The sequence below is a fragment of the Parafrankia sp. BMG5.11 genome (genome assembly GCF_004337455.1).
The window spans coordinates 130,138-156,140 of the sequence record NZ_SJXI01000021.1; the positions used below are offsets into that span (position 1 = coordinate 130,138).

28 protein-coding genes are annotated in these 26,003 nt (G+C 72.3%); 10 read left to right on the forward strand and 18 right to left on the reverse strand.

The genetic code is table 11. The features are described from left to right. Positions 1-210 precede the first annotated feature (210 nt). Positions 211-1,515 carry a D-inositol-3-phosphate glycosyltransferase gene (gene mshA, locus E0504_RS16885; RefSeq protein WP_071066503.1) on the forward strand — a complete coding sequence of 435 codons (1,305 nt, stop codon included), beginning with the start codon at positions 211-213 and terminating at the stop codon, positions 1,513-1,515. A 166-nt stretch (positions 1,516-1,681) separates the two neighbouring features. Then, the gene (locus E0504_RS16890) at positions 1,682-2,176 is read left to right on the forward strand and encodes a YbjN domain-containing protein (protein ID WP_112106933.1); all 495 of its coding nucleotides are present in this window, start codon (positions 1,682-1,684) and stop codon (positions 2,174-2,176) included. Positions 2,177-2,231: 55 nt separating this feature from the next. Here the strand turns inward: E0504_RS16890 and E0504_RS16895 are convergent, their stop codons facing one another. Beyond that, positions 2,232-2,873, reverse strand: coding sequence for an FABP family protein (locus E0504_RS16895; RefSeq protein ID WP_131625078.1), 642 nt, complete (start codon positions 2,871-2,873; stop codon positions 2,232-2,234). A 263-nt stretch (positions 2,874-3,136) separates the two neighbouring features. Between E0504_RS16895 and E0504_RS16900 the strand changes: the two genes are divergently transcribed. Together E0504_RS16900 and E0504_RS16905 are read left to right on the forward strand one after the other, a co-directional pair. Continuing rightward, positions 3,137-3,499: a DsrE family protein gene (locus E0504_RS16900; RefSeq protein WP_041254942.1), complete on the forward strand. Its 363-nt coding sequence runs from the start codon at positions 3,137-3,139 to the stop codon at positions 3,497-3,499. Positions 3,500-3,688: 189 nt separating this feature from the next. Further along, the gene (locus E0504_RS16905; protein WP_112106930.1) at positions 3,689-3,937 is read left to right on the forward strand and encodes a hypothetical protein; all 249 of its coding nucleotides are present in this window, start codon (positions 3,689-3,691) and stop codon (positions 3,935-3,937) included. Positions 3,938-4,077: 140 nt separating this feature from the next. Here the strand turns inward: E0504_RS16905 and E0504_RS16910 are convergent, their stop codons facing one another. The 9 genes from E0504_RS16910 to E0504_RS16945 form a co-directional block, all read right to left on the reverse strand. Beyond that, positions 4,078-4,377 carry a DUF1416 domain-containing protein gene (locus E0504_RS16910; RefSeq protein WP_020463590.1) on the reverse strand — a complete coding sequence of 100 codons (300 nt, stop codon included), beginning with the start codon at positions 4,375-4,377 and terminating at the stop codon, positions 4,078-4,080. A 2-nt stretch (positions 4,378-4,379) separates the two neighbouring features. Further along, a complete protein-coding gene (locus tag E0504_RS16915) occupies positions 4,380-5,213 on the reverse strand; it encodes a sulfurtransferase (protein ID WP_071066507.1) in 834 nt (277 codons plus the stop codon). Further along, positions 5,210-5,629 carry a DUF4395 domain-containing protein gene (locus E0504_RS16920; RefSeq protein WP_112106929.1) on the reverse strand — a complete coding sequence of 140 codons (420 nt, stop codon included), beginning with the start codon at positions 5,627-5,629 and terminating at the stop codon, positions 5,210-5,212. Before E0504_RS16920 ends, E0504_RS16915 begins: the two co-directional genes overlap by 4 nt. A gap of 93 nt (positions 5,630-5,722) precedes the next feature. Beyond that, positions 5,723-5,872, reverse strand: a complete 150-nt coding sequence (locus E0504_RS54255; RefSeq protein ID WP_368952255.1) for a putative leader peptide — start codon at positions 5,870-5,872, stop codon at positions 5,723-5,725. Continuing rightward, positions 5,838-6,506, reverse strand: a complete 669-nt coding sequence (locus E0504_RS52110) for a thioredoxin family protein (protein ID WP_235014140.1) — start codon at positions 6,504-6,506, stop codon at positions 5,838-5,840. The genes E0504_RS54255 and E0504_RS52110 overlap by 35 nt, the downstream gene beginning before the upstream one ends. A gap of 81 nt (positions 6,507-6,587) precedes the next feature. Next, positions 6,588-7,355, reverse strand: a complete 768-nt coding sequence (locus E0504_RS16930) for a DUF2993 domain-containing protein (protein ID WP_131625079.1) — start codon at positions 7,353-7,355, stop codon at positions 6,588-6,590. Then, positions 7,352-8,512 carry a hypothetical protein gene (locus tag E0504_RS16935; RefSeq protein ID WP_243657531.1) on the reverse strand — a complete coding sequence of 387 codons (1,161 nt, stop codon included), beginning with the start codon at positions 8,510-8,512 and terminating at the stop codon, positions 7,352-7,354. The genes E0504_RS16930 and E0504_RS16935 overlap by 4 nt, the downstream gene beginning before the upstream one ends. A 227-nt stretch (positions 8,513-8,739) precedes the next feature. After that, positions 8,740-8,994, reverse strand: coding sequence for a MoaD/ThiS family protein (locus tag E0504_RS16940; protein ID WP_020463596.1), 255 nt, complete (start codon positions 8,992-8,994; stop codon positions 8,740-8,742). Between the two features lie 64 nt (positions 8,995-9,058). Further along, entirely contained in the window at positions 9,059-10,096 is a 1,038-nt protein-coding gene (locus E0504_RS16945) for an alpha/beta hydrolase (protein WP_243657532.1), read from the reverse strand. Positions 10,097-10,222: 126 nt separating this feature from the next. On the opposite strand from E0504_RS16945, the gene E0504_RS16950 reads away from it, so the two are divergent. Together E0504_RS16950 and mshD are read left to right on the forward strand one after the other, a co-directional pair. After that, positions 10,223-10,966 carry a response regulator transcription factor gene (locus tag E0504_RS16950; protein WP_020463598.1) on the forward strand — a complete coding sequence of 248 codons (744 nt, stop codon included), beginning with the start codon at positions 10,223-10,225 and terminating at the stop codon, positions 10,964-10,966. 404 nt (positions 10,967-11,370) lie between these two features. Next, the gene (mshD, locus tag E0504_RS16955) at positions 11,371-12,339 is read left to right on the forward strand and encodes a mycothiol synthase (protein WP_112106926.1); all 969 of its coding nucleotides are present in this window, start codon (positions 11,371-11,373) and stop codon (positions 12,337-12,339) included. Positions 12,340-12,391: 52 nt separating this feature from the next. Here mshD and E0504_RS16960 read toward each other — a convergent pair whose 3' ends face one another. Further along, a complete protein-coding gene (locus tag E0504_RS16960) occupies positions 12,392-12,823 on the reverse strand; it encodes an STAS domain-containing protein (protein ID WP_235014135.1) in 432 nt (143 codons plus the stop codon). Positions 12,824-13,319: 496 nt separating this feature from the next. Between E0504_RS16960 and E0504_RS16965 the strand changes: the two genes are divergently transcribed. Next, positions 13,320-13,937 (forward strand): hypothetical protein, encoded by a 618-nt coding sequence (locus E0504_RS16965; protein ID WP_112106924.1) that lies wholly within the window; start codon positions 13,320-13,322, stop codon positions 13,935-13,937. 123 nt (positions 13,938-14,060) lie between these two features. Here the strand turns inward: E0504_RS16965 and E0504_RS16970 are convergent, their stop codons facing one another. The 3 genes from E0504_RS16970 to E0504_RS16980 form a co-directional block, all read right to left on the reverse strand. Then, positions 14,061-14,435: a hypothetical protein gene (locus E0504_RS16970; protein ID WP_071066584.1), complete on the reverse strand. Its 375-nt coding sequence runs from the start codon at positions 14,433-14,435 to the stop codon at positions 14,061-14,063. 444 nt (positions 14,436-14,879) lie between these two features. Further along, positions 14,880-15,560, reverse strand: a complete 681-nt coding sequence (locus E0504_RS16975; RefSeq protein ID WP_235014134.1) for a pentapeptide repeat-containing protein — start codon at positions 15,558-15,560, stop codon at positions 14,880-14,882. A gap of 54 nt (positions 15,561-15,614) precedes the next feature. Further along, positions 15,615-16,349, reverse strand: coding sequence for a TMEM165/GDT1 family protein (locus E0504_RS16980; protein WP_112106923.1), 735 nt, complete (start codon positions 16,347-16,349; stop codon positions 15,615-15,617). A 406-nt stretch (positions 16,350-16,755) separates the two neighbouring features. On the opposite strand from E0504_RS16980, the gene selA reads away from it, so the two are divergent. Both selA and E0504_RS16990 read left to right on the forward strand, forming a co-directional pair. Then, positions 16,756-18,234: an L-seryl-tRNA(Sec) selenium transferase gene (selA, locus tag E0504_RS16985; protein ID WP_131625080.1), complete on the forward strand. Its 1,479-nt coding sequence runs from the start codon at positions 16,756-16,758 to the stop codon at positions 18,232-18,234. 24 nt (positions 18,235-18,258) lie between these two features. After that, on the forward strand, positions 18,259-18,885 hold the full coding sequence (locus E0504_RS16990; RefSeq protein ID WP_131625081.1) for a hypothetical protein: 627 nt from the start codon (positions 18,259-18,261) through the stop codon (positions 18,883-18,885). 5 nt (positions 18,886-18,890) lie between these two features. Here E0504_RS16990 and E0504_RS16995 read toward each other — a convergent pair whose 3' ends face one another. The 4 genes from E0504_RS16995 to E0504_RS17010 all read right to left on the reverse strand — a co-directional run bounded on the left by E0504_RS16995 (position 18,891) and on the right by E0504_RS17010 (position 23,374). Beyond that, positions 18,891-19,685: an ABC transporter permease gene (locus tag E0504_RS16995; RefSeq protein WP_131625082.1), complete on the reverse strand. Its 795-nt coding sequence runs from the start codon at positions 19,683-19,685 to the stop codon at positions 18,891-18,893. After that, positions 19,682-20,665, reverse strand: a complete 984-nt coding sequence (locus E0504_RS17000; RefSeq protein WP_243657533.1) for an ABC transporter ATP-binding protein — start codon at positions 20,663-20,665, stop codon at positions 19,682-19,684. Before E0504_RS17000 ends, E0504_RS16995 begins: the two co-directional genes overlap by 4 nt. Before the next feature lie 143 nt (positions 20,666-20,808). Continuing rightward, positions 20,809-21,612 carry a hypothetical protein gene (locus E0504_RS17005; RefSeq protein WP_131625083.1) on the reverse strand — a complete coding sequence of 268 codons (804 nt, stop codon included), beginning with the start codon at positions 21,610-21,612 and terminating at the stop codon, positions 20,809-20,811. Positions 21,613-21,838: 226 nt separating this feature from the next. Continuing rightward, positions 21,839-23,374, reverse strand: coding sequence for a hydantoinase B/oxoprolinase family protein (locus E0504_RS17010; protein WP_112106918.1), 1,536 nt, complete (start codon positions 23,372-23,374; stop codon positions 21,839-21,841). A gap of 308 nt (positions 23,375-23,682) precedes the next feature. Between E0504_RS17010 and E0504_RS17015 the strand changes: the two genes are divergently transcribed. Further along, positions 23,683-25,332, forward strand: a complete 1,650-nt coding sequence (locus E0504_RS17015) for an NAD(P)/FAD-dependent oxidoreductase (protein WP_112106917.1) — start codon at positions 23,683-23,685, stop codon at positions 25,330-25,332. Positions 25,333-26,003: the final 671 nt, after the last annotated feature.

Here is a 26,003-nt window from a genome sequence, read left to right on the forward strand (position 1 = left end):
ATGCCGGGTCGCACTGGCACAGCGTCGCTGTGGTGCAGCGTCGCACTGGCACAGCGTCGCCGTGGCGCGGAGTCGGTCGGATGGCGACGACCTGGTCCGGGCACATACAAGCTCGTACCGAGTGTGCCGGGCGGGCATAGGACGGCCACCGCCCGGTGTTGAACCGCTTTGGCGCCGGTCGTCGGGTAGATCTGCCTGTGGAGGTGGTTGGTGCATCTGGTCGGAGGCGCGCCGCCGGAACATCCCGAACCAGCCCGGCCGAAGCCAGCCTCGCGGGTCGCGATGCTGTCGATGCACACGTCGCCCCTGGAGCAGCCCGGCACCGGCGACGCGGGCGGGATGAACGTCTACGTCATCGAGCTCGCCCGGCAGCTGGCCGTGCTCGGCACCGAGGTGGAGGTCTTCACCCGGGCCGTGAGCAGCCGGCTCCCACCCGCCCTGGAGATCGCCCCCGGGGTCATCGTCCGGCATGTGCCCGCCGGCCCGTTCGAGGACATCGGCCGCGAGGAGCTGCCCGCCTGGCTGTGCGCCTTCACGGCGGACGTCCTGCGCACCGAGGCCGGCCACGCAGCGGGCTGGTTCGACGTCGTCCACTCGCACTACTGGCTGTCCGGGCAGGTCGGGCTGTCGGCCGCCCGCCGGTGGGGCGTGCCTCTGGTGCACACGGCCCACACCCTGGCGCGGGTCAAGAACGCCTCCCTCGCCGACGGCGACCGCCCCGAGCCGGAACCGCGCGTCCAGGGCGAGCAGGAGATCATCAAGGCGGCGACGCGGCTCATCGCGTCGACCGACACCGAGCGCCGCCACCTCACCCAGCTCTACGGCGCGGCGCCGGGCAAGGTGGACGTGGTCGCCCCCGGTGTCGACCTCGACGTCTTCCGCCCCGGCGACCCCCGGGCCGCCCGCGAGCGGGTCGGCCTCGACCCCGACACCCAGCTCCTCCTCTTCGTCGGACGCATCCAGCCGCTCAAGGCACCGGACGTCCTGCTCGCCGCCGCGGCCGAACTCATCCACCGCGACCCCGACCGCCGCGGACAGCTGGCGGTCGTCGTCGTCGGCGGCCCGAGCGGCTCCGGGCTCGAACGCCCGGACTCTCTGGTCAAGCTCGCCGCCGAACTCGGCATCACCGACATCGTCCGTTTCCAGCCGCCGGTACCCCAGGAGCAGCTCGCCCACTGGTACCGCGCGGCGACGGCGGTCGTCGTCCCCAGCCACAGCGAGAGCTTCGGCCTGGTCGCGGTCGAGGCCCAGGCCTGCGGCACCCCCGTGGTGGCCGCCTCCGTCGGCGGCCTGCGCACCGCCGTCGCCCACGGGACGTCCGGAGTCCTCGTCCACGGCTGGGAGCCCGCCGACTACGCCGACGCCCTGGAACGCATCCTCACCGAGGAACGCTGGCGCCGGCACCTGTCGACAGGCGCCCGACTGCGCGCCGCGAGCTTCGGCTGGACAGCGACCGCGAAGGGCGTCCTCGCGAGCTACCAGGCGGCGATCTCACCAGCGGCCGTCGCCGTCTGACCCGCCCCGGCGAGCCGGTCACCGCCGACCCGCTCGGCGGACCAGCCACTCGGGCGTACCCTCCGTCGCCGAGTCGGCTAGCGTCGCCGACGGCGGGTTCGGCCGGGCTCGGCGTCACCGCGCCCGCCCGGCTTGACCGGCACCACGAACGGGGAGGTCCCTGCGCATGACGGCACCCATCGACGGCGCGGAACGCGAACGGCTCGACAAGCTGATCAGTACCGCCCTGGACGACCTCGGCGTGGCCTACGAGCACCCCGACACCGGCGCCTTCCTGGTCACGCTCGAAGGCGAGCACAAGCTGCGCACCATGACCTGGCTCGTGGTCCAGGACCACACGCTGCTCGTCGAGGCGTTCTTCATGCGCGCGCCCGCCGAGAACGCCGCCGGTACCTACGGCTTCCTGCTCAGCCGGAACGCCCGCACCTACGGCGTGCACTTCTCGATCGACCGCGTCGGCGACATCTTCCTGACCGGCCAGGTCCCGCTGACCGCGGTCACCGCCGAGGAGGTCGACCGCCTCCTCGGCTGCGTCGGCTCCTACGCCGACGACAACTTCGACCCGGCCATCGCGCTCGGCTTCGCCGGCGCCATCGAGCGCGAACGCGCCTGGCGCGCCAGGCTGGCCGCCGACGCCGGCACCGCCCCCCGCCCCACCTGACGCCCCAGCCGCCGGCCGACAGCCCCGACCGGCCGGTAACCCGGCCGGTGCCGGATCAGGACGGTGAGCGGTGCAGGCGGGCGGAGAGGTGGGACTGCAGCGGCTTGCCGCCGGCCTCCATGTCGATCGCGTACGCCAGGTCACCGCCCTCGACCAGGCCGTACAGCCGGACCGACCGGGTGACCTCCCGGGCGGTGGCCGTCCTGATCAGGACGTTCGAGTCGAGATCGATCCTGGTTCCGGTGACCGTCCCGACGTAGATCTCGGCGATGCCGAAGGGGTGGGCGAGCATCACCTCGACGACCGGGCTCCCGTTCACCTTCCCGTCGGGGCCGGGCTCGGTGGCCGGTGGCTGGACCCGCCAGAAGCCGGTCTCGGTGGCCAGCGGGCTGCCGGGCTCGCGGCCGTCCCGCGGCTCGTCGGACCACCAGGCGTGCGAGACGTAGCCGAGCGCGGGGCGCCCGTCCGCCGCGAAGGTGATCTCCTGGCCGTAGTGGAACGACTCCATGCCCTCGTAGCCGCCGACGCCTTCGCCGCGCCAGGTCCCGACGAGGAACGCCAGCGGCAGCAGGCTCGGGTGCAGGTCGACCGTCGCGATGTTCCCGGCCGTGCCGCCGGTAGCTCCGCCGCTCGCGGTGTCGCCGTGTGCCGCTCTGTCGCCGCGTGCCGCCGTGTCGCCGGTCGCGTCCGCCCTCATCGTCCTGCCACCTCTCGCCCGGCCGCTCAGCGCTGGCCTCCGTACAGCTTGTAGACGGCGTAGCCGGAGAACCAGGCGATCAGCATCGCCATGGCCACCAGCAGGCCGCTCATGAAGTAGTGCAGCACGGACCACAGCCTAGGCCGTGCCCTGACGCGTTCCGTAACGCCTGCCCCGTACCGCACCTGGCCGGTGCGTGTCCGCCACCAGCCACCAGCTACCAGCCGCCGGCCCGCGGTGGCCCGGCACGGCACACTGGACGGGTGACCCGTTCGCTGCTCGTCAAGGTGACCGCCGGCGCCGACGCCCCGGAACGCTGCTCCCAGGCTTTCACCGTAGCCTCGGTGGCCGTCGCGTCCGGAGTGGATGTCTCCCTGTGGCTCACCGGCGAATCGGCCTGGTTCGCGCTCCCGGGGCGTGCCGCGGAGTTCTCGCTGCCGGAGGCCGCGCCGTTGAACGATCTTCTCGACGCGATTCTCGCCGCCGGCCGGGTGACCCTGTGCACGCAGTGCGCCGCCCGCCGGTCGATCGGCCCGGACGACGTCATTCCCGGGGTCCGCATCGCCGGGGCGGCCGTCTTCGTGAGTGAGGCGCTCGCCGACGACGTCCAGGCGCTCGTCTACTGACGTCCGCTCCGCCGGCGTCCGCATGTGGCCGGCGTCCGCAGGTGGCTGACGTTCGCGTTATACGCACCTGCACATGAGCGGTGCGTGTGCACCGAGAATGCGCGCTACTTCTGCACGCGCACGGCAGACCACTGACAGCACACGACGCGGCGCGTTCACCGGAACGCCGGGATGCGCTTTCATGATCGCATGATGCCGGAGTCCGAGATGCTCTTCGCCGTGGTGCAGTTCGAGGGAGCGGGCCGGCACACGGTCCGTCGCGTGGTCGCGCCGTTCCCCGACCGCAGCGCCGCGGCGACCTTCGCCGTCGACAACGACCTGCGTCACTTCACCGTGGGCCCGATGGCCTTCGCGGTCCCCACCAGCATCCCGTTCGGCGTCGTGGACGACGCCGAGCCCGCCGACAGGTTTCCCGCCCCGCGCCAGGCCACGAGCTGACCACCACTCCGGGCCACACTCGTCCCACCTGGGATGGCGCCCCACGCGTAACAGCCGGGTCCCGGGGAGGCGATTCCTCGGGACCCGGCCGCCACCGGGCACCCAGCTGCCAGCCGGATGCCCAGAAGTGTCAGACGAGGTCAGGCCGCGACGTCGACCTGGGTGTCGACCGGCTCGCCCTGCCGGGCGACGACCTTGCGCTCACCGCTCCCGCCGGGGACGAGCGCGCGGACCGTCCACTCGCCGGGGCGGGCGAAGAAACGGAACTGGCCGGTCGCCGAGAGCGGCACCTCCGCGGTGAAGTCGCCGCCGGAGTCGAGCAGCCGGGCGTAGCCGGTCGAGACCGGCGACCCGTCCTTCACCACGACGCCCTGGATCACGGTCTCCTTGGCCACGTCGATTCCTTCCACCGAGGGTCCACCACTGGTAGCGCCACACATGATCAGGCACCCTTCTCGATCGGCACGCCCACCAGGGAGCCGTACTCGGTCCACGAGCCGTCATAGTTCTTGACGTTCGCCAGGCCCAGCAGCTCGTGCAGGGCGAACCAGGTGTGCGCGGAGCGCTCCCCGATCCGGCAGTAGGCGATGGTGTCCTTCGACAGGTCGACACCGGCCTCGGAGTACAGCTTCTCCAGGTCGGCGTTCGACTTGAAGGTGCCGTCCTCGTTGGCGGTCCTCGCCCACGGGATGTTCTTCGCGGTCGGCACGTGGCCGGCCCGCTGCGACTGCTCCTGCGGCAGGTGCGCCGGGGCGAGCAGGCGGCCGCTGAACTCGTCGGGCGAGCGGACGTCCACCAGGTTCTTGTCACCGATGGCGGTGATGACCTCGTCGCGGAACGCGCGGATGTCGGTACGCGCCTCCGAGGCGGAGTACTTGGTCGCCGCGCGCGGGGTGACCTCGATGGTCAGCTCGCGGCCGTCCAGCTCCCACTTCTTGCGGCCGCCGTCGAGCAGGCGGACCTCGGCGTGGCCGTAGAGGACGAAGTACCAGTAGGCGTAGGCGGCGAACCAGTTGTTGTTGCCGCCGTAGAGCACCACGGTGTCGTCGTCGGCGATGCCCTTCTCCGACAGGAGCTTCTCGAACTGCTCCTTGTTCACGAAGTCACGGATCACCGGGTCCTGCAGCTCGGACTTCCAGTCAAGCCGCACTGCGCCGGGGATATGGCCCTTGTCGTAGGCCGACACGTCCTCGTCGACCTCGACGAGGACGACCTTGGGGTCGCCGCTGTGGGCTTCCACCCAGGTCGCGTCGACCAGCGCGTTCTCACGGCTCATGTGCGTGCTCCCTTCACGGTTGCGGAACGTAGGACGAGGTGGATCTGGCATCCGAGGCAGAATCCGAACGCCGCGTTCAGGAAGGCCGCGGCGAAGGCGAGGGCCGCCGCCGAGTAGCCCAGCGCGGCAGGCCCGGCGAGCAGCCCGACGGTTCCCAGCACGCCGAACACGGCGCCCACGGCCTGGGCGAACCGCGGGGGCGCCTCGTCCTCCAGGTCGGCGGGCGGGCCGAGCCGCGGCCGGACGAGGTGACGGAACACCAGCCCGTAGGGGGCGTTTCGGATCCCGGCCACGGCGCCGACCAGGAAGACCACGGTCTGCGCGAGCAGGAGCCACGGATTACCGGTAATGATCGTTACGGCGAGTACAACAGTGGTCACGGCCGCGGCGAACCGCGGCCCACGTGGATCCACCATGGTGCTGTTCTCCTGACCTGCAAACGAGCTCGGGCAGCCGGGCGGGGCTGCCACACCCGGCCGGCACGGGCGCGGACGTACGTCAACGCGCTGTCAGAAGATGCGACACAAGCAGCTGCTCACGCGGCACAGGTCGACCGCGCGGCGCTTGACCAGCTCAGTGCTGCACATGGTTCGTGTCACGGTAGCAGCGAACGTCACGTCTGTGTTAAGCGTTACCCGACAGACCCACCGAATCACCATCAGTACCCTTCCGATGGTCTCCGGGCGCCGACTCGACGAGCGACGCGAGGGTCGCCAGGACGGCGTCCCGGGTCGGCGGCGCACCGCTCGCCCTGCGTGCCTCGACACCCTCGGCGTCGAGGACGAGCACCGTCGGCGTCCGGCGCACACCCAGCCTGCGCACCAGCTCCAGGTGCGACTCGGCGTCCACCTCGACATGGCGCACCCCCGGCACGATCGCGGCGACGTCGGCGAGCACCCTCCGGACCACCCGACAGGGGGCGCAGAACGCCGTCGAGAACTGCAGCAGGGTCGCGACCTCGCCGGGCACGTGCCCCAGCGCCGCAAGCTCCGCCGTCAGACCACCCCGCCCGCCCCGCGCCGTCTCGCCAGGCGCCGTCTCGCCAGGCGCCTCGGGGCGGTGATCGCCCGGATCAGGGCCCGGCACCGCACCGACACCGGTCACCGCCGCCGGACCCGCGTCCCCACGACCCTCACGTTCACCACCTCCGTGCTGGTCACCGCGGCGCGCGCCGGCGCCCCGGGGACCACCGCGCACCCGGGACACCCGGAACCGGCCGTCCCGCGCCCTGGTCACCAGGCCGACCCCGGTCGCCGCTACAAGTGCCGCCAGCAGGACCCACACGCCGGTCATGGCGGGTGCAGCGCCTCAGGACCGCGAAACCTTCCCACCTCCGTGCGAGGCGCGAGGCGCGCGTGCGCGCCGGGCCGCGGGTCAGAGGCCGGGTGTGCCCGCGGGGGCGACCGTCGGGGCGACGGTGGCGTCGAGCAGCACGTTCTCCCCACCAGCGGCGAACGTCAGCCGGTCGGCGCCCACTGTGGCGGACCGCAGCTTCATGTTGAACGGCAGCCCGGTCACCGGCACCCGCACCGTGAGCAGTGAGCGGACGGTGTCGAGCAGGCCCGGCGGGATCACCGCCGCCAGGTCGGGGGCCAGGTCGCGCGGGGTGAAGGTGACAGCGTCCGGCGCGACGCCGATATCGGTCGTACCGGAGACGGGGTAGGCCGTGCCGAGGAGATCGACCGTTCCGCCGACCTGGATCCCCTGCCCGGCCGGGCTGATCTTCAGCTGCGAGTTCTGACTGGCCAGGTATGCGTTCAGGTCGTTGAAGGTCAGGTCGACCTCGGCGTCGACCTGGTCGACGGGCACCCGCTCGACCGCGCCGCGCAGGACGTCGGAGAGCGGGAGCCGCACCCCTGTCAGGTCGGCGTGGACGCGATCGATCCGTGTGCCGTCCTGCTCGTAGCCGCGGACCTCGAGCTGGACGTCGCGATACCGGCCGGCGACGACCTGGGTGAGGAAGGGGAAGCCGCCGAGGGACACATCTGGCCGTTGCGCCAGGTTCTCGGCGTTCTGGGCCCTGGTCGCGATCTGGTCGGCGACCACGCGTGCGGCGACCCGGTCCAGCACCCCGACGACGATCAGAGCCACGACCATTGTGATCAGGAAGATGCGCAGGCCGCGCCGGCCACCGGGGCTCATCCGGGAAGCTGCCTGCCGACGAGGTACACCATGGGCGCCGCCAGCGCGATCGGGAGCAGCGCGCCGAGCAGCACCCCGGCCAGGGCGCCTCCCGGAGCGAGAACGCCACGCGAGGCAGGGCTGCCCGAGACAGGGCTGCCCGAGGCAAGGCCACCCGGAGCGAGGCCACCCGGGGCGAGGGCCCCGGCTCGTGGCTCGGAGTCCGGCGCGGACGGTGCCTCGGGCGCGGTCTGGCCCAGCAGGAGGCTCACGCACGCGGCGGCAACGGCCCCGGCGGCGGCGAGGGCGGCCGCCGGGGCCGCCCCGAGGTCCGTGAGCGAGCCGTAGAGCGAGCCCGCACCCGCACCCGCCATGGCGCCGAACGCCGCCGCGATGAGGACCACAGCTCGTGCCACACCCCCGCCCACCGAGCCAGGTCCGCCGGGCGCCGCGAAACGGCCGAGGCCGGCGAGCGCGGCCAGCAGCCGGCCGGCCAGTACCGACGTCCCGGCCCCGATCAGCCCGGCGATCACCATGCTGTCGGCGGGGTTCGGGGCTCCGGCCTCCGAGCGCAGCACCAGGAATCCGGTCAGGAAGGCGGTGACGGCGACACCGCCCAGCGCGGCAGCCATGTCACCGCTGACCCGGTCCGCCGCGCGGGACGGCCGACCCTCCGCGGGCACCGCCGCGGGGCCGGGCCGGTGTACGCGCCGCGCGAGCTGGTAGAGCACCGTCACCGCGAGGGAGACCCCGATGACGCCGGCGACCGTGCCGATCCCATTGTCGTCGTAGCCGTGACCGCCCGCTTCGCCGTCGCCGGGCCAGAGCACGGCGAGGTCACAGGCCAGCGCGCTGCCGGCGACGAGGGCGACGGTTCCCGCCGAGGCACCGAGGGAGCGCGTCCACGCCCAGCCGAGGACAATCTGCGCCGCGAGCAGCACTCCCGCCAGCGCCCAGGGACCAGCGACCGCCGCGAACGCCGCACCGGCGGCCAGCACCGCGACCGTCGCCCCGACGGACACCGCCTCAAGCCCACCCGGCAGAACCGATGGGACCGGCAGGTCCGGTTCGCCCGGCGCGACCGACGGATCCGGCAGGGCCGGTTCGGCCGGGCGTGCCGCACCGACCGGCCGGGCGACTTCCGGCGATCCGGGCGAACCGGGCTCGGGCGTGGGCACCGCACCATGCTGCCACGGTCGATCGACGAAGATTCCAGGGCCCAACGGTGGCTGCATGTGTCCGTGCGTCAGCCGGCCGCGGACGCCCGCACCCAGCGCCGTCATCGCGACCCAGGCCGCACCGAATCATCGAACTACTTGTCGTTCGCCGTCCCACTCGCCGCTTCAGGAGCAGAGCAGCCCCATCGACCCCGAAACGGCGAGCACGACGTCAAAGAGAGAGCGGCTCATCCCCCCGCGAACGGGGGTAACACCTCGATGAGCGCGCCTTCCCGCAGCGTGACGCTGTCGGGATCACGCCGGCCGACGGGCTCGTCGTCCACCAGGAAGGCGCACCTCGCGAGTACCGCACCGAGGCGCTCGCCCCGGCGTTCGGTGACGTCGGCCAGCGCGGTCGCGAGGGTGGCGGCGTCGAGCTCCTCCTGGGCGACGCCGGCCGCGTCGCGGGCCGCGGCCCAGTACCTGACCATGATGCGTGCCACGGTTCTCCTTCACGTCTAGTCCACGTCGACCGCGTCCGGTCAGTCCACGTCGACTCAATCCACGTCAACCGCGTCGTGACCGGCTCCCTCGGCCAGGGCCGGAACGACGCCACTCCCCCGCCGCTCCCCGCCGCGCGACCGGTGGCCGCAGGACTCCGGACGACGGTTCGCCCAGTATTGGGGACGTGTCACCTCCCGGGCCCCGGCCAACCCCCCGGCCAGCGTCGAGACCCGCCCCCAGGCCCTCGGCCGTCTCCCCGGCGATGCGCCCCGCGCGCGCCGACCACTCGGGACGGCCGGCCAGCAGATCGGGCAGGTGGGCGCCGATGCGGTCGAGCAGGCCCGCGGTGGCGGCGGCCTCGGCGTGGCCGAATCCCGGGACCACCCACAGCTGCCCGGTCGGGCCGGCCGCGGCGGCCAGCGCCCGCGGGTGCTCGAGCGTGAAGTACGAGTCACGGTCACCGTGCACGATCAGGACGGGCGTCGGCGCGATCCGTCCGATGAGTTCGACCGGCGAGGGCGGCACCGCCGGCCATGGCTGCGCGGCGATGCGCACGCCCAGGGCGACCCGGGCCGCGGCTCGTCCGGACGCCGTCTCGGCGAACCAGTGGATGCGGCGCATCGGCGCCGTGTCGCGGACGAACCACCGGCTCGCGGCACTGACGGCGACGACCGCGTCCGGACGGTGCCGGACCCGGTGCCCGTGCGCCGGCTCGCCGCCGGCTGCCAGCCCCGCGTGCCGGACCACCACGGCACCACCCATGGACCACCCCATAGTGACCACTTCGCGGTAGCCGAGCCGTCGCGCCTCGCCTACCGCCGCGTCGACATCCAGGACTTCGCGGTCCCCGAAAGTGCAGGTGCCGGTCGATCTGCCGTGACCTCGCAGGTCCATCGACAGCACACTCACGTGCGTGCGCAATCCGGCTGTTACAGCACGCAGCGCGGGTCGCCCGATCGATCCGGAGAACCCGTGGACGAGAACGACGCAGACCCCGTGCGGGTCTGTCACCGCGGGAACACGATTACGCAGCTCCGTGGCCAGGATCTCAGCGTCTGCGGTGGGAAGAAGTCGGTAGACAGTAGGAGCGGAGTAGGGCACTCCGCTATCCTCCCCATGGACCGGTGCTCGTTTCATGCCCATGACGGTCGTGGAACGTGGGACACCGGAGACAAGGATCGCTGGGTCGACGCTGCCCCAACACACACCGCACCTGGAGGAGCCGTCTTGAGCGTCGTCCTTTTGCTCACCAACGCCCCCGGTCCGTCAGCCGAGTCCTTCCCGTCGCTCGGCCTGCTCACGCACACGGTCCGGGTGGCACCGCTGGAGGCAAGCGCACTGCTCGACGCACCGCCGGTCGATGTGATCGTCGTCGACGGCCGCCGTGAGCTCGTGATCGCGCGGGGCCTGTGCCGGCTGCTGCGCACCACCGGGCTCACCACCCCGCTGCTCGCCCTTGTCACCGAGGGTGGGCTCGCCGCCGTGTCGGCGGACTGGGGCGTCGACGACGTGGTCCTCGACACCGCGGGTCCCGCCGAGGTCGAGGCGCGGCTGCGCCTGGCCATCGGGCGGGTCGCCGCCGCCGGCGGTACGGCCGAGGCCGGGGTCATCCGGTCCGGCGACCTGTCGGTCGACGAGACCACCTACTCCGCCAAGCTGCGTGGACGTCCGCTCGAGCTCACGTTCAAGGAGTTCGAGCTGCTCAAGTACCTCGCGCAGCACCCGGGGCGGGTCTTCACCCGCGCGCAGCTCCTGCAGGAGGTCTGGGGCTACGACTACTACGGCGGCACCCGCACGGTTGACGTGCACGTCCGCCGGCTGCGGGCGAAGCTCGGGCCCGAGCACGAGGCGATGATCGGAACCGTCCGCCACGTTGGCTACAAGTTCGTGGCGCCGCCGATCTCGCCGCTGCCCGAGTCCGGTGCCAACCGTATGGACCGGGACGACATCCGCACCCCCGAGCGCGTCTGACCTCACCACTGGCGCTACCCGCTCCACAGGCGCCACTTGCTCCACAGGCACGGGGCTCGCGCCAGCACCACCGCGCGCGTTCCGAAAGGGTCCGACGGTCGTCGGTGACGACGACCGCCGGACCCTTTCGGCGTTTCCGGCGTCTTCCGCCACCATCGCCCTGCGCCACCGGCGCCTTCCGCCACCGGTCACGGACAGCCATGGTCGGCGTCCGTTGACGCCTGACGTAACCTCGTGGTCACGTGCAGACGCAGGCTCCGCCGCGACCGGGCGGGACACAGGTCCCGCCGCCACCGCCCCCCGCCGGCGCTCGTCACATTGACACCGGTACCGGGAAGATCGACGTTCTGGGGAACGTCCTCGTGCCGGGCGAATGTCCGGCCCGGACGCACTAACGTCGACTGGTGACCTCGCTGAGCTGGCTCCGCGCGCTCGATGTGGCCGACATCGCCGCCATCACCGACCTGCTGGCCGCGGCCGAGCGGGCCGACGGCAACGGCGGCGTCTCCGAGGACGTCCGCCTCGCCCTCCGCCCCGGCCCGGTCGGTGGCGGCGTGGAGCACCTGGTCGCCCGCGCCGGCTCGGCTGTCGTCGGCTACGCGGCGCTCGGCGGCACGGCCATGGAGCGGCAGGCTGAGCTGGTTGTCCATCCCGACCACCGCCGCAGGGGAGTCGGCACCGCGCTCGTCCACGCCCTCTTCGCGACGACGTCACCGGTCTCGTTGAACATCTGGGCACACGGGGACACACCGGCCGCGGCCGCGCTGGCCGCGCGCAACGGGTTCGACCGGGAGCGGGTGCTCCTGCAGCTGCGCCGGCCCCTGGCTTCGGCCCGCCCCGGTGATCCGGATGATCTGCCAAGGCCCATCATCCCGGCCGACGTGACGATCCGGGCCTTCGAAGTGGGCGTGGACGAGGAGGCCTGGCTCGCCGTCAACGCCGAGGCCTTCGCCGACCACCCCGAGCAGGGCCGCTGGACGCTGGACGACCTGCGTGCGCGGGAGGGTGAGTCCTGGTTCGACCCGGCCGGCTTCTTCCTCGCCGAACGGAACGGCGCCCTGCTCGGCTTCCACTGGACCAAGGTGCACCCGCAGGACCCGGTACCCGAGCACCCCGCCGCGCCGGACCAGCCGGCCGGGCAACCAGGGCCGATCGGTGAGGTCTACGTCGTCGGAGTGGCCTCGGCGGCGGCGGGCACCGGGCTGGGCGCGGCGTTGACGATCGTGGGTCTGCGGCACCTGCGCGACATCGGCCTGGCCTCGGTGATGCTCTACGTGGACGAGGACAACGCGCGCGCCGTCCGTCTCTACACCCGGCTCGGGTTCCGCCGGCACGCCGCCGACGTCTCCTACCGGCACCCGGCGCGCGGCTAGGCCCGGTGCCGTGGATGGACGCAGCGACGGGTCCGTTCAGGGGCCGGGCAGCTCAGGCTCCGCGGCGCGACACCACTCCCGGCCACCGTTCCATGCCACGCGCGCCGCTCGCCCGCATGCCGTTCGGACGCGCAGCATTGGAGCGCGTGCCGTTCGGGACGGCGACCGAGCCGTGGTCGACGTCGATCACGGTCGTCAGATTGGTCACGTCGAGCAGCCGGTAGGTGTTCTCGTTCAGGTTTCGCAGAATCAGGCGCCCGCCCGCGGACCGCTGCCGCTGGTGCGCGTAGAGGATCACGGCAAGCCCCTGCGAGTCCAGGAACGAGACCTGCTCGAGATCGACGACGATCTCACGAACTCCGGCGATTCGGGCGTCGAGCAACGCCTCCCGCAGCGGTTCCAGTGACGAGTAGTCGATCTCGCCAACCGGGTGCACCACGACAGCGTCCCGACCTGTCACTTCCACACGCACGCTGGGGACCATGGCTCCGCTGTCGGCCGAAACGACGGTGCGGGGCGGGAAGCACGGCCGGCCTGCCTCCCGCGGCGCGACGCGCTCCTGACAAGCGCGATAATCCAGCTACTACCCCTCCGCTATCGGGCTCACACCCGCGCGTCCGTCACGTTTTCATCCGTCCGCGTCTTCGCCGTGGGCGGGCGTGGGAGCGGCCACAGCGATCTCCCCCGGCCTGCGCTGACACCCGATGGCGTAGAACAGCTACCTGAAGCAATCTGGTTTACGTGGAGCAACCGACCGGCGGAATTTGCGTCTCTCTGTGGTCCTGTTTCACGGTGGTCCTGTTTCACGCGGGACGGCCCACCGCGGCCACCTCCACCGATCTCCGCCGCCGATCCGTCGAGGAAAGGCGGATGCCGGGTAAAGCTCCCCGGCCCGCGGGGTGTAATGGCCGAAATTCACATGAGAGCGTCGTCCCGTGAACAGCGATCGAGCAATCCCTCGGCCGCGGACAGGAGTAACGATGCCCCGATCCACCCCCAGCCCCATCACGGCCCCGGCCACCGGGCCGCGCGACGCTCACTCCGGGTCACCCTCGGATCCGGCGATCTCCCCGACCGGCACCACGACGGCCCCGACCGACGTCCCGACGTTCCCGAGTGACACCAGGATCTTCGTCGGCCGGGTCGACGGGACCGCCGTCACCGTCACCGTGACGCCCGGTTCGGGGGGCCGTCCGGAGACTGGGCCCACGGGCGGGTCCCGGGGCGCTCACGTCAATAGCGACAACGAGATCACGGACGACGAGGACACGGAAGGCAAGGAGGAGGAGGTGACCGTGCGGCTGCGGATCGAACCGCCGGAACCGGGCCGTGCCGCCTTCGTCGACCTCGAGCCGGACGAGATCCTCCGCATAGTCGATCACCTGATGACGATCGTCTCCACGCGGCCGGCCGCGTTCCGGGCCGCACCCGAGCCGGCCGGGGGCGCTTCACGGCTCACGGTCGTGGCGACCGAGGGCACGACGGCCGGAGGCCTGCGCCAGGCGCTGGCCTCCGTGCCGGCCGAGGCCCGGTTGCAGGACTTCGTCACCGACACCGAGGTCGTCCTCGTCTTCGGCCAGCACCGGCAGCGGCCCTGAAGACGCTGGTACCGGCGGCGGTCCAGAAGCCGCCGATGCCCGCGGCGGCCCTGAAACCGCAGGTGCCCGCGGCGGGACACCACTGCCGGGCCACTGCCTGCCAGCGGAGAACAGCCAGGTCGGTCAGCCCCCGGGGACGCCGGCCCGCCGCGTGTCCAGATCGGCGCGGTCGGCGACCCAGTACGGGCCCTCGTCCTCCACCACGTCAGCCATGATCACATAGTGGTGGCCCTGATGGCCGGTCGGAAGCAGGCAGGTCATCCCCTCGGCGCGGCACCCGGGAGCCGTGATGGTCCTCGGGGCGGACCACGACAGCCAGACCTCCTCGTTCCCCCATCCCTGCAGTACCGCCATGTGGTTGTCCGGGTGGCCCTGCTGAAGCGCGCAGGTCACCTCGCTGGGCACCTCGTACGCGGCTCCTGGCACATCGTCGAGCCGTATCGCTATCTCTTCGGGCACGCGCTGCCAGGCACCGCAGCTGCCCTCCTCCGTGATCATCTCGTCGCCGTTCCCTCCGCTGTCCGCCGGCAGCCCCATCGCCACCGGTTCGATCGGGCGTATTGGGGCACTCTTCGTGTCCACATCGCCACAAGCGCGATCGACGCACCGATATAAGCACGGACCGTCGCGAGGTCTCCCAGCAGGGCGGAAACATCCCGTTCATGGGTCCGCGCGCCTTTCATCACGTTCCGCATTCCGGCGATCCTCCACCTTCACCCGAAATCAGGAGAATTCCCACTAAGGACATCCGAATCGGTCATCCGGACCGGAGGTCGGGGTCGAGCCTCCGGACCACGGGTACCTCAGGCGACGGCCGTCACGCGCGCGACCGGCGGCCTCGCGGTCGCGGTCGCGGTCGCGGTCCGCCTGTATCACTCCAGCACCGGTATCGCCCGCTACACCGAACGCGACCAGGCACAACCCAGGTACGGGCGGAAACGCTCAGACCACAGATATTCCGAGCGCGGCGGCCATCGGCCCGGCGAGACTCGCCAGGTCCGACGAGTCCACCTCGGCTCCAGCCAGGCCATCGGCTCCCACCACGCCGTCGAAACGACATCCCCGCAGCTGAGCCGCCGCGATCTGCGTACCAGTGAAGATCGCGGAGCTGAGATCACAGTCCTCGAACCGCACGTGGTCGAGCCGTGTGTCCGTCATATCCAGCCCGGAGAGGTCGCAGTTCACGAACCGCGCCCGGCGCAGCAGGCAGGCCCGCAGCGCGAGCCCGTCCGCCCGTACCTGGTCGAACACCACGTCGTTGAGCTCCCCGCGGATCCACACCGTGCCGGACACCCGGCCGCCGGTGGCCCGGACCCGCGTCGCGCCGCCCCCGTCGAGCACGATGCCGGCCAGGACGGCCTGATCGGCGACCATGTCGCGCAACCGCAGGCCCGTGACCCGCCCGCCCAGGACACGGGCGCCGGCCAGGACGATCGACTCCACCGTCGTCCCGGTCAGGCCACCGGCGTCCGGGTCGAGTTCGCTGACGGCCGCGGCCAGGTCGTCGACGGTTCCACGGACGACCCGGCGGCCACCTCCCGCGGACGCGGCGGCACTCCCGGGCTGGTCGTCGATGGCCGGAGGGAGCGGCTGCCAAAGGTCGGTCCTGCGTCGCGGCGGCATGTGCGGAGTCTGCCGCGCCGCGTTCGGCCGGCGAACCGGGCCCGTGCCGGGCGGTCAGCCGCGGATGGCGTCCACGAGCGAGATCAGCGCCAGTGCCGTGAACGCGACCGCGGCGATCCGCGTGATCACCTTTACCGACAGGACACGAAGCAGCCCACGACCGCCGACGATGGCCAGACCCGCGACGGTCCACAGCGCGAGGACCGCGCCGAGCCACACCGCCACCGGCGCGGAGAACCGGGCGGCGAGGTTCGCCGTCGAGAACTGTGTGAGGTCACCGAGTTCCGCGACGAACACGACCGCGAAGGACGTCGCCGCGACCCGCGGGAACGTGGACCGCGACGGGTCCGCGCTCGCCGGGCGCGCCGAACTCGGCTCCGCAGCGGGAACCGGGCCGGACGCATGCCCGGTGCCAGCACCGCCAGCCGCACCGGCACCGCCCGCCGGCTCCGCGACCACGGTGGCAGCCCTCGGCGCGGGCAGCGCCTCGGCCGGGCTGGGCTCGGACTCGTCCGTGGTCTCCTCGCGTCCCTCGCGGAGCACCAGCACCGCGCCGAGCGCGAACAGCACCGCCGCGACCGCGTCGACGAGCCGCCCGGGCAGCAGCGAGATCGCGCTGCCGGCGGCGACCGCCACTGTCACGTGGATCGCGAAGGCGGCCGCGACACCCGTCCAGACGTAGAGGGGACGGTAGCGGCTGCCCAGCACGAGGCTCGCCACCATCGTCTTGTCAGGCAGTTCCGCCAGGAAGATCACACCGAAGGTGACAAGTACGGCGGTGAGGCTCACGGCTCGGGTCCCTCTCATTGGAGCCGGGCCGGGACGGGAGCCGCCTTCGACCCGGCATGACAGCCAGATCGAAGGTCTCGCCCACCTGACGGAGGTCAGGCCCGACGGCCGGGCCCGAACAGGTCGGGCCAGTATGTCGACGCGCCGGACCGTGCGGCTCCCCGGCGGCCCGACGACCGCGGCGCATCCGCCGCGCACGGAGCGCGGTGACACGGGCGCGGCGATCGGACACGGCCGGTGGCCACACGGCGGGGCTACTCCCCTTCAGCTCCGAAGCTACCCCCAACAACGCCCTGACGGAACCCACGGCGATCCCGTCTCAGGACGACAGTCAGGCCACGCATCGGGGACAGACGACGGAGAGCCAACCATCCATCACAGATAAGGGCCATTAACATCACTCAAGGTGACCGACGATCCAGGTCGACCTCTTACCGAGCCGACGCGGTTCCTCACCACGCCCGCGCCGACCGCCGTGCTGGTGGCGCCCGCCCGGCAGGCCGGAGGCCCACGCCCGGTGATCAACGCCACCGGCATTCTCCTGCACGACGGCCTCGGCCGCGCGCCGCTGTCCCCGGCGGCCCGCACCGCGCTCGACGCCGCGGCCGGGACCTGCGACGTCGAGGTCGACCTGGTCACGGGTCGCCGCGGCCGGCGCGGCCGCACGGCGATGACCGCGCTGGCCGCGGCCGTGCCAATGGCCCGTTCCGTGCACGTGGTCAACAACAATGCGGCCGCGCTCATCCTGTCGGCCGCGGCGCTCGCGGGCCGCCGGGAGATAGTCATCAGCCGCGGCGAGCTCATCGAGACAGCCGACGGGCTCCGCCTGCCCGAGCTGCTGACGTCGACCGGAGCCCGGCTGCGCGAGGTTGGGACCACAAATCGGACCACACTCGGCGACTACGCCGACGCCATCGGGCCAGGCACCGGTTTCGTACTTCGGGTACATCCGCCCAGTTACCGGGTCGTCGGGCTGACGACGGCCCCGGCGCTCGCCGATCTCGCCGAGCTGTGCGCCGGCCGCGGTGTGCCACTCGTCGGCGATCCCGGATCCGGACTGCTGCACCCCGAGCCCACCCTGCCCGACGAACCGGACGCCTCGACCTGGCTGAGCTGCGGGGTCAGCCTGGTCACCACCTGCGGCGACAAGCTTCTCGGCGGGCCGCAGTGCGGCCTCGTCCTGGGCCGCGCGGACCTGGTCGACCGGCTGCGCCGGCATCCGCTCGCCCGCGCCCTGCGGGTGGGCAAACTGACGTTGGCCGCACTGGAGGCCACGCTGGGCACCGGGGACAACCCCGTCCGCAGGTCGCTGCGCGCCGAGCCCGCCGAGCTGCGGCACCGGGCCGAGCGGCTGGCGTCCTGGCTGCGGCAGTCCGGGGTCCCTGCCTCCGCCGTGACCAGCCGGGCGGTCGTCGGCTCGGACGGCATCGACGACACCGCCCGGGCCGGGGCCGCCGTGCGCCGCGGCGCCGTCGGAACCGGAGCGGGCCACGGCGGCCACACGGTCTACGGGTCGGGGCCGGACGTGTGGGAGAGCGGCCTGCCGAGTGCGGCCGTCGCGCTGGACGCGGCCCTGGCCGCCTTCCTGCGCCGCGGCCGCCCGTCCGTCCTCGGACGGGTCGAGCAGGGCTGCTGCCTGCTGGATCTGCGGTCGGTTCCACCGGACCTGGACCCCGTCCTCGCCGCGACGGTGCTCGCCGCCGCGGCCGAGTCGGGTACCGCCACCGCCGGCGACCTCCACGCGCTCTCCGCGGACACGCCCGCCTCCACCGTTCCTTCGGCGGCCACCGGCTGGACGGATCCGGCACGCCGGGAGGATCCGGCGGGCTGGGAAGGGCCGGGCGCCGACGCCGGGTCCGACGTCGACGCGGTCACCTTGCAGTGAGCGAACCGGCGTGAGCGTGGCCCGGTGACCCTCGGCCCGGTCAGCGAGGGCTCGGTAAGCCGTGGCCCCGTCAGCCGAGACTCGGTCGGCCGCGGCGCGGTCAGACGTGGCGCCAGCTGGGCCGGCGGATTCGTCATCGTCACCCACGGCCTGGTGCACCTGCTGGTCTGGCCGGGCGCACCGCTCGGGACGGCCGGCGCGGGCGGCGGCAAGCGCCTGCGCTGGAACGGCGACTCGTGGTCGTGGCAGCCGGGGTGGCTGCCGGCCGTCGTGGTCCACTCCGTCGGGGCGGCGCTGCTCGCGGGCGCGGTCCTCGGTTGTGTGCTGGGCGGGCTCGCGCTGCTCGGGCTGCCCGGCGTCCGCCGCTTCCCGCTGCTGACCAGCGCGGTCGGGGCCATCTGCTCGCTGCTGCTGTTCGCCCTCGTCTGGCCCGGCCTCGAACCGGACGCGGCCGAGTTCACCGCCGGGCCGGTGCTCAGCGGAGTCCTGCTGGCCGGGGCGGGCGTCGCCGCGCTGCTACGCCGACGAGCCCGCCGCTCCTCCGGCGACACACCCGCCACCAGCCCGCCCGCCACCAGCCCGCCCGCCGGCAGCCCGCCCGCCGGGCATCCGACGCCTGGCGGACGTCCGACACCCGCCACCGGCAGGTGAGGCCGTCAGGAGACCTCGCGGCGCAGGGTGCGGACGAAGCCGGCCACCAGCGGCACCAGGACCCACAGCGCAGACGAGACGGCCATCTGGCCGAGATGGCCGTCGAACCGCGCCTCCTGCATCCAGGTCACCGACTGCGCGCTGTCCAGCCACGGACTCAGCTTCCGCAGCACTCCGAACGAGAAGACGACGCCCCACAGGGTCGGGATGAGGTAGACGCTCACGATCGCGGCCGCGCTCGAGCCGAACAGCGCCGCGAAACCCATCGCCGAGACCGTCCCGACCACCGAGGCGAGCACGAGCCCCAGGACGAGCAGGCTCCACGGGCGGTCGGCGACGACCGAGCGGCCCAGCCCCCACTCGGCGACCGCCATCCCGCCCAGCGCGATCACGAAGGTCGCGACGACCGCGAGCAGGGCCAGGATCACGCCGACCGTGATCTTCGCAGTGAGCACCCGCGCGCGGCGTGGCTCCTGGGTGAAGGTCACCAGCACCGTGCGCTGCGTCCACTCGCTGGTCAGCGCCAGGATCACGACGACCGGCAGCAGCACGCCGAACCCGACCGAGCCGAGGCCTAGATAGACCGATGCCCACTGGTCGACGTCGTCCGGGAGCAGGAGCGGGACCAGCTGGCACAGGACGGACACGGCGGTGGCGACGGCCAGCAGCCATCGCGTGGCGCGGGTGCCCAGGCACTTGTCCCACTCCACCCGCACCAGCCGGGCGAACGGGATCGGGACGGCGGCCGGCCGCGGTGCCACCGCGCCGGGGCCACCGGTTCTCGTGGCGGTGACGGTCATCGGGCCACCTCGGTCCGGGCAGCGGTGCCGGCGGCGGAGCCGGCAACGGAGCTGGCGGCAACGGTGCCGGTGCCGGCGGGCACATCCGTGGGGAGGGAGGCGGTGAGCGAGAAGAAGAGGTCCTCGAGGGTTCCGTGGTCCGCCGGGCGCAGCTCGGTCACGAGCACGCCGGCGCCGACGGCGGCCCGGGCGACGTCCGCCGCGGTCGTGCCGGACGAGACGTCCACCAGCAGGGCCCCGTCCGGATTCGGCGTGAACGGGATCGCCGCCCGGGACAGTGCCGCCGCCAGCGCGGCCCGGTCCGGCGCGCCGACGATCAGCCCGGCGGGGGCGAGCAGCTCGTCCAGCCGCCCGCGCGCCACCACCGCGCCCGCGGCGATGACCACGAGCCGGTCGACGGTCGCCTGCACCTCGCCGAGCAGATGACTCGACAGCAGCACCGTCCCGCCGCGCGCGGCGAACTCCCGCAGCAGCCGGCGCATCCAGGCGATGCCCTCCGGGTCGAGGCCGTTCGCCGGCTCGTCCAGGATGAGGACGTACGGGTCGCCGATCAGCGCCTGGGCGAAGCCGAGCCGCTGGCGCATCCCCAACGAGTAGGTACCCGAGCGGCGGCCGGCCGCCGGGCCGGCGAGACCGACCAGGTCGAGCATCTCCTCGACCCGCCGGCGGGGGACGCCGGCCATGTCCGCGGCCGTCCGCAGGATCGCCCGGCCGCTGCGGCCGCGGTGGGTCGCGGACGCGTCCAGCAGCGTGCCGACCGCGCGGGAGGCGTTGGGCAGCGCGGCGAACGGATGTCCGTCTACGGTGGCCTGGCCGGCGTCCGGCCTGGTCAGGCCGGTGATCATGCGCAGTGTGGTGGACTTGCCGGAGCCGTTCGGGCCGAGGAAGCCCGTCACCGTCCCCGGTTCGCAGGTGAAGGAGACGTCCCGTACGACGGTGGACACCCCGTAACGTCTGGTCAGCGACTCGACACGAATCATGGCGATGATCGTGCCGGCCGACGCCCGTCGCGGGCATCGGCCGAACGGCGACTCCGCATCGACGACCGGCTCTGTCTCCGCTCCGGCCAGCGACGGTCGGCCGTGGCCGGAAGGTGATCCGCGCCGGCGGCCGAAGACAGCCCTCAGGTCAGGGAGAGCGCCGAGAGCTCGCGGTTGAGGTTGGCGCGGGCGGCCGGCTCCCAGTGCCTGCGGGCCCAGGAGGTCGCGTAGATCTCCCCGTCCAGCAGATGCCGCAGGATGGCGCCGCGCCCGGAGGCCCAGGTGTCGCCACCGACCCAGGCGTACTCCAGGCGCACCCGGCGGACGTACCGGTCGTAGGCGGGCGCGGGACGCGCGAGCACCCGCAGGTCGGCGTCGTTGACGAACGCCTCGTCGACGGACACCGCCCGGTGCCCCGCTGTGGCCTCGACCAGGCGGCACACGTCGGCGATCGCCTCGGCCTGGCAGCCGAGACGGGTCAGGACGCCGGCGGCGAGCTCGGCGGAGCGCTGTTCGTTGTCCCGCGCCCGGGAGTCGTAGACGACGTCGTGGAAGTGCACGGCGAGCAGGCAGACCGGTAGCCGCACCTCGGCGGCCTCGGCCCGGTCGGCGGCGATCAGCAGGTGGAAGGCGGCGGTCGTCTCCGCCACGTGCCGCAGGGTGTGGTAGTGCCGACCAGGTTCCTGGTACCTCCGGACGAGGTCCACGAACGCGGCGACCCGTTCCCCCGGGTCCGCCGTCGCGCCGACCGCGACCAGCGCGCCGTCGAACGCCCTGGCCAGCGGTGAGCGTGGGGCAGGGGCGGTCACGGCAGGGGCGGTCACGGCCGCGGCGGTCGCGGCGGGCGCGGCGGTCGCGGCGGTCGCGGCGGTCGCGGTCGGGGTCGCGGGCGCACCGGGCACCGCGGCCACCGCCATCGCGGCGCCAACACCGAACTCAGCCTCCATGTGGCCTCCCGGTTCCTCGCATCCCGGTCGGGTCACCCTCGATCGTGAACGCTGTGTGGTCCGTCCGCAGCCAATTACATAGATCTACCGATCACACCTTTGGTCTATGGGTAGCCCGGTGCGCATCGCCGCAGTCGAACACGCGCGCGAAGGTGGGCGCGTGGCCGTCCAGATAACGATCGACAGCCAGACGTACACCCTGCGCGATGATGTCGATCCCGAGGAATTACGGCGGCGGGCCCCATCCGCCACCGCCCGGTGTGCGCAGAGTGACGACCGACCCGGCAGGGAGCTGCCGGCTCGCCTTCGGCGGGAGCGGAACACCGTCAACATCGTTGTGCCCGACCGCGCCGGGCCCACCGCCCGCCACCCCACCGGGCGCGTGCCGCCGCCGGTCGGTCAGGACGGACAGCGTCGCCGGCTCCAGCACCCGCACCGAGCGCACGAGGCCGTCCCCGCCCGGATGCCTGCCGGCCCCACCAGTGCCGTCGGCCAGCTCGTAGCGCTCCACCCGCATCGGGTACTCCAGCTCGAGCGCCTCGATCGGGGTGTTCAGCGTGTTCGTCATCCCCACGTGCACCCCGGAGGGGCCCCGGCCGCGGGCGGACGCGCCCTGCCCTCCGCCCAGCGTCTCGTAGTACGTCCAGGTCGCGCCGCCGATCACCAGATTGTTCATCGTCCCCTGCCCGGGCGCCGCCAGGACGTCCGACCCGGCGCCGACCGCCAGCCGCAGGGCCGCCAGCACCGTGTCGGCGATGCGCTGCGATGTCTCCACGTTGCCCGCCACGACGGCGGACGGGCGTTGCGCGTCGACCAGCGAACCGGGCTCGGTCACCACGGTCAGCGGGGCGTAGGTGCCGTCGCCGGTCGGGACGTCGTCGGGCAGCAGCACCCGCAGCGCGAAACAGCACGCGGAGCGGGTCACGGCGCGCGGGCAGTTGACGTTGCCGCGCACCGCCGGTGACGTGCCGGTGAAGTCGACGGTGATGCCGTCGCCCTCGATGGTCACCGCGACCCGCAGCGCTATGTCCCGGTCGTCGACGCCGTCGCCCTCGAGCTCGCTCTCCACCCGGTGGACGCCGTCGGGCAGCCGCGCGATCACCGCCCGGCTGCGCCGCTCGCCGTAGCGGAGTACCTCGGCGAACGACTCCAGGACGAGCCCGGTGCCGTGCCGGCGCGCGAGCTCGGCCAGCCGGGTGGCGGCCAGCCCGTTCGCCGCCGCCTGCGCGCGCAGGTCACCGCGGCGCAGGTCGGGCGTCCGCGAGTTCGCGCAGATGAGGTCGAGCAGGTCCTCCTCCCAGCGCCCCGCCCGGACGAGCCGGACCGGCGGGATGATCAGGCCCTCGGCGAAGATCTCGGTGGAGTCCGCGGGCATCGACCCGGGACGCATCCCGCCCATGTCGGAGTGGTGCGCCCGGGTGGCCGCGTAGCCGACCACCTCGCCGTCGAACGCGAGCGGGGAGATCAGCGTGACGTCGGGCAGGTGGTTCCCGCCGGAGAACGGGTCGTTGAGCACCCACACGTCACCAGGCAGCGGCCCGCGCTCGGCGACCACCCGGACCGACTCGTACATGGCGCCCAGGTGCACCGGCACGTGGGCGGCCTGAGCGATCATCCGGGCGTCCACGTCGAAGATCGCCGCCGAGCAGTCGCGCCGCTCCTTGATGTTGGACGAGTACGCGCTCCGGACGAGCAGCGTCCCCATCTCCTCCGCGATGCCGCCCAGCGCACTGGACACCACCGACAGCGTCACCGCATCCATGCCACATCCATGCCACCAGCGTGGCAGCCCGCCGGCCGCCGCCGCGCCGGGACGGGCCCGCCGACGACCCTGCCCAACGGACGATTCCGGGCATTTACCTTAATCGGTAAATATAGGAGCAAAAACTCTATACCAAACGATATCGGGAGAATTGCCTATCCATCCGAGTTTATATTGCGTTTATCTAGACCAACGGACGAATAAGTGGTTCAGTACGCGATTGTGAAGGGATCGGGGGGTCTCGAGAGCCCGCAAGCGGAGCGAGACCCGCTGATCATCTCCGATAGCGGCGTACAGGGAGTCACGCAATGAGCGAGTACGACTATTCGGTTGCCATTCTCGGCAGCGGCATCGCCGGCTCGACCCTGGCCAACATCCTCGCCCGCCACGGTCACAGTGTGGTACTCATCGACAGTGGAACACACCCGCGATTCGCACTGGGGGAATCGACGATCGGCGAGACGACCTATCTGCTGAAACTTCTCGCGCAACGTTTCGACGTCCCGGAGCTCGGCCATGTCAGCAGCTTCGAGGGCGTCCGGCAGCACGTCTCGTCCGCGTGCGGCGTGAAACGCAATTTCGGCTTCGTCTACCACCGGGAGGGGGAGATCCAGGACCCGGAGGAGGTCACGCAGTGCAGTGTCTCGGAGTTCCCGAACGGCCCTGAGATGCACATGCACCGCCAGGACATCGACTCCTACCTCTTCTACTCCGCGGTGCGCCACGGCGCCCACCCGCGGCAGCGGACCTTCGTCGACCACGTAGAGATCACCGATGACGCGGCCACCCTGACGACGCGGGCCGGTGAGCGGATCCGGGTCCGCTACGTCGTCGACGCCTCCGGGCGGAACTCGGTGCTGGCCAACCAGTACGGCCTGCGCGAGGACCCCTGCCGGTTCAGGACACACTCGCGGACGCTGTTCACCCACATGGTCGGGGTCACCCCGTTCGACGAGGTGACCCGGCCCAGCGGACAGCCGTCACCGTGGCACCAGGGGACGCTGCACCACATCTTCGACGGCGGGTGGCTCTGGGTGATCCCGTTCGACAACCACCAGAGCGCCACCAACCCGCTGTGCAGCGTCGGCCTCAACCTCGACACCCGCCGCTTCCCGAAGCAGCCCGGCGTCACCGCCGACGAGGAGTGGCAGACCTACCTGGACCGTTTCCCCAGCGTGGCGCGCCAGTTCGCCGCCGCCCGGCCCACCTGGGACTGGGTGTCCACCGGGCGCACCCAGTACTCCAGCACCCGGACGGTGGGTGACCGCTGGACCATGATGAGCCACGCCGCCGGCGCCATCGACGCGCTGTTCTCCCGCGGCATGGCGAACACCATGCAGGTCATCTACGCCTTCGCGCCCATGCTCATGGACGCCCTCACCGACGGCGACCTCTCGGCCGAGCGCTTCGCCTCCATCGACCAGCTCAACCAGACGATCCTCGACGTGAACGACCGGCTGGTGGCCGGCTCGTACACGTCCTTCCAGGACTTCGACCTGTGGCGGGCCTGGTCCAAGGTGTGGTTCATGGCCTGGAACCTGGGCATCTCGCGGATCGTCGGCACCTACTTCGGCTTCCTCGAGCGGGGCGACCCGGCGCTGTTCGACCGGCTCTTCGACGCCCCCTTCCCCGGTACCTTCTGCCCGGACCTGCCCGAGTTCCAGGACCTGTTCCGCCGGCTCGGCGGTGTGATGGACGAGGTGGACCAGGGCCAGGCGACACCCACCGAGGCGGTCGGACGCCTCGCGGACCTGCTCGGCACCGCCGCCTTCCTGCCCGAGCCGCTGCGTCTGGGCGACGTCCTGCGTAGGTGGCACGACGGCTCGTTCGACGCGCAGCGCCAGATGTACGAGTGGGGCCGCTCGGCATCGCCGCGGCCGCTGCGCCGCTGGTACGACTACGACCTCGACGTGCTCCTGGCCCGCAGCGGCGGCGTTCCGCAACCCGTCACCTTCTGAACCAGCCATTCCGCCGTACCGCCGAGCGCGTCGCCTGCTCGGCGCTACGGCGCTACGGCGCTACGTGACGCAGTGGCGTGACAGGACTACGGAGCTGCGATTCCGCGGTTCCACGGAACCGCGGCTGGGCGGCTGGGCGGCTCCGCGGAACCGCGGCGGCTCCGCGGCTCGGCTACCGCGGGAGGGCATGGCGGAGCCGCGAGCGCGGGGCGTGGACGCGAGCCACCAGCGCGTCATGTGACTCAAAGTAGTCGACGGAGACGGCCAGCGGATGCGAAAGAAGTCGCTCGGCGACGGTTCCACCGCGTCAGGAATCGACCCTTCTTTCACCGCCGAAGAGGTCATCCTCCACCATTCCGCGCGCTACGGAACCCGACGGAACGCAGGTCGACCAGCTGGAGGATCCGGGGCCGCCGACCACGTGCCGCAGAGCCACCCGACGACGCAGCCGCCGGTGGAATACCAGGACCGTGCAGTATGCGTTCCGTGTAACCGGAAATGCCAGCCATTCACTTTATCGACACATTGGCGACTCGATATGAGCCGGACCTGGGTGGGCAGGCCTTCGCTCGGAGCGGTGCCACAGGCCTGCAATCCCGACCGGCCATTGTCGCGGCACGGAAGGCCCCGCGGACTCCGATTCCCGGAAGCCGGGACCATCGCCGCAGACC

Coding starts and splice junctions, on each gene's coding strand:
- E0504_RS16890 (WP_112106933.1), top strand. CDS start 1,682: ATGACGGCACCCATCGACGGCGCGGAACGCGAACGGCTCGACAAGCTG.
- E0504_RS16895 (WP_131625078.1), bottom strand. CDS start 2,873: ATGAGGGCGGACGCGACCGGCGACACGGCGGCACGCGGCGACAGAGCG.
- E0504_RS16905 (WP_112106930.1), top strand. CDS start 3,689: ATGATGCCGGAGTCCGAGATGCTCTTCGCCGTGGTGCAGTTCGAGGGA.
- E0504_RS16910 (WP_020463590.1), bottom strand. CDS start 4,377: ATGTGTGGCGCTACCAGTGGTGGACCCTCGGTGGAAGGAATCGACGTG.
- E0504_RS16915 (WP_071066507.1), bottom strand. CDS start 5,213: ATGAGCCGTGAGAACGCGCTGGTCGACGCGACCTGGGTGGAAGCCCAC.
- E0504_RS16920 (WP_112106929.1), bottom strand. CDS start 5,629: ATGGTGGATCCACGTGGGCCGCGGTTCGCCGCGGCCGTGACCACTGTT.
- E0504_RS54255 (WP_368952255.1), bottom strand. CDS start 5,872: ATGGTGATTCGGTGGGTCTGTCGGGTAACGCTTAACACAGACGTGACG.
- E0504_RS52110 (WP_235014140.1), bottom strand. CDS start 6,506: ATGACCGGCGTGTGGGTCCTGCTGGCGGCACTTGTAGCGGCGACCGGG.
- E0504_RS16930 (WP_131625079.1), bottom strand. CDS start 7,355: ATGAGCCCCGGTGGCCGGCGCGGCCTGCGCATCTTCCTGATCACAATG.
- E0504_RS16960 (WP_235014135.1), bottom strand. CDS start 12,823: ATGGTCCCCAGCGTGCGTGTGGAAGTGACAGGTCGGGACGCTGTCGTG.
- E0504_RS16965 (WP_112106924.1), top strand. CDS start 13,320: ATGCCCCGATCCACCCCCAGCCCCATCACGGCCCCGGCCACCGGGCCG.
- E0504_RS16970 (WP_071066584.1), bottom strand. CDS start 14,435: ATGATCACGGAGGAGGGCAGCTGCGGTGCCTGGCAGCGCGTGCCCGAA.
- E0504_RS16975 (WP_235014134.1), bottom strand. CDS start 15,560: ATGCCGCCGCGACGCAGGACCGACCTTTGGCAGCCGCTCCCTCCGGCC.
- E0504_RS16995 (WP_131625082.1), bottom strand. CDS start 19,685: ATGACCGTCACCGCCACGAGAACCGGTGGCCCCGGCGCGGTGGCACCG.
- E0504_RS17000 (WP_243657533.1), bottom strand. CDS start 20,665: ATGATTCGTGTCGAGTCGCTGACCAGACGTTACGGGGTGTCCACCGTC.
- E0504_RS17005 (WP_131625083.1), bottom strand. CDS start 21,612: ATGGAGGCTGAGTTCGGTGTTGGCGCCGCGATGGCGGTGGCCGCGGTG.
- E0504_RS17010 (WP_112106918.1), bottom strand. CDS start 23,374: ATGGATGCGGTGACGCTGTCGGTGGTGTCCAGTGCGCTGGGCGGCATC.
- E0504_RS17015 (WP_112106917.1), top strand. CDS start 23,683: ATGAGCGAGTACGACTATTCGGTTGCCATTCTCGGCAGCGGCATCGCC.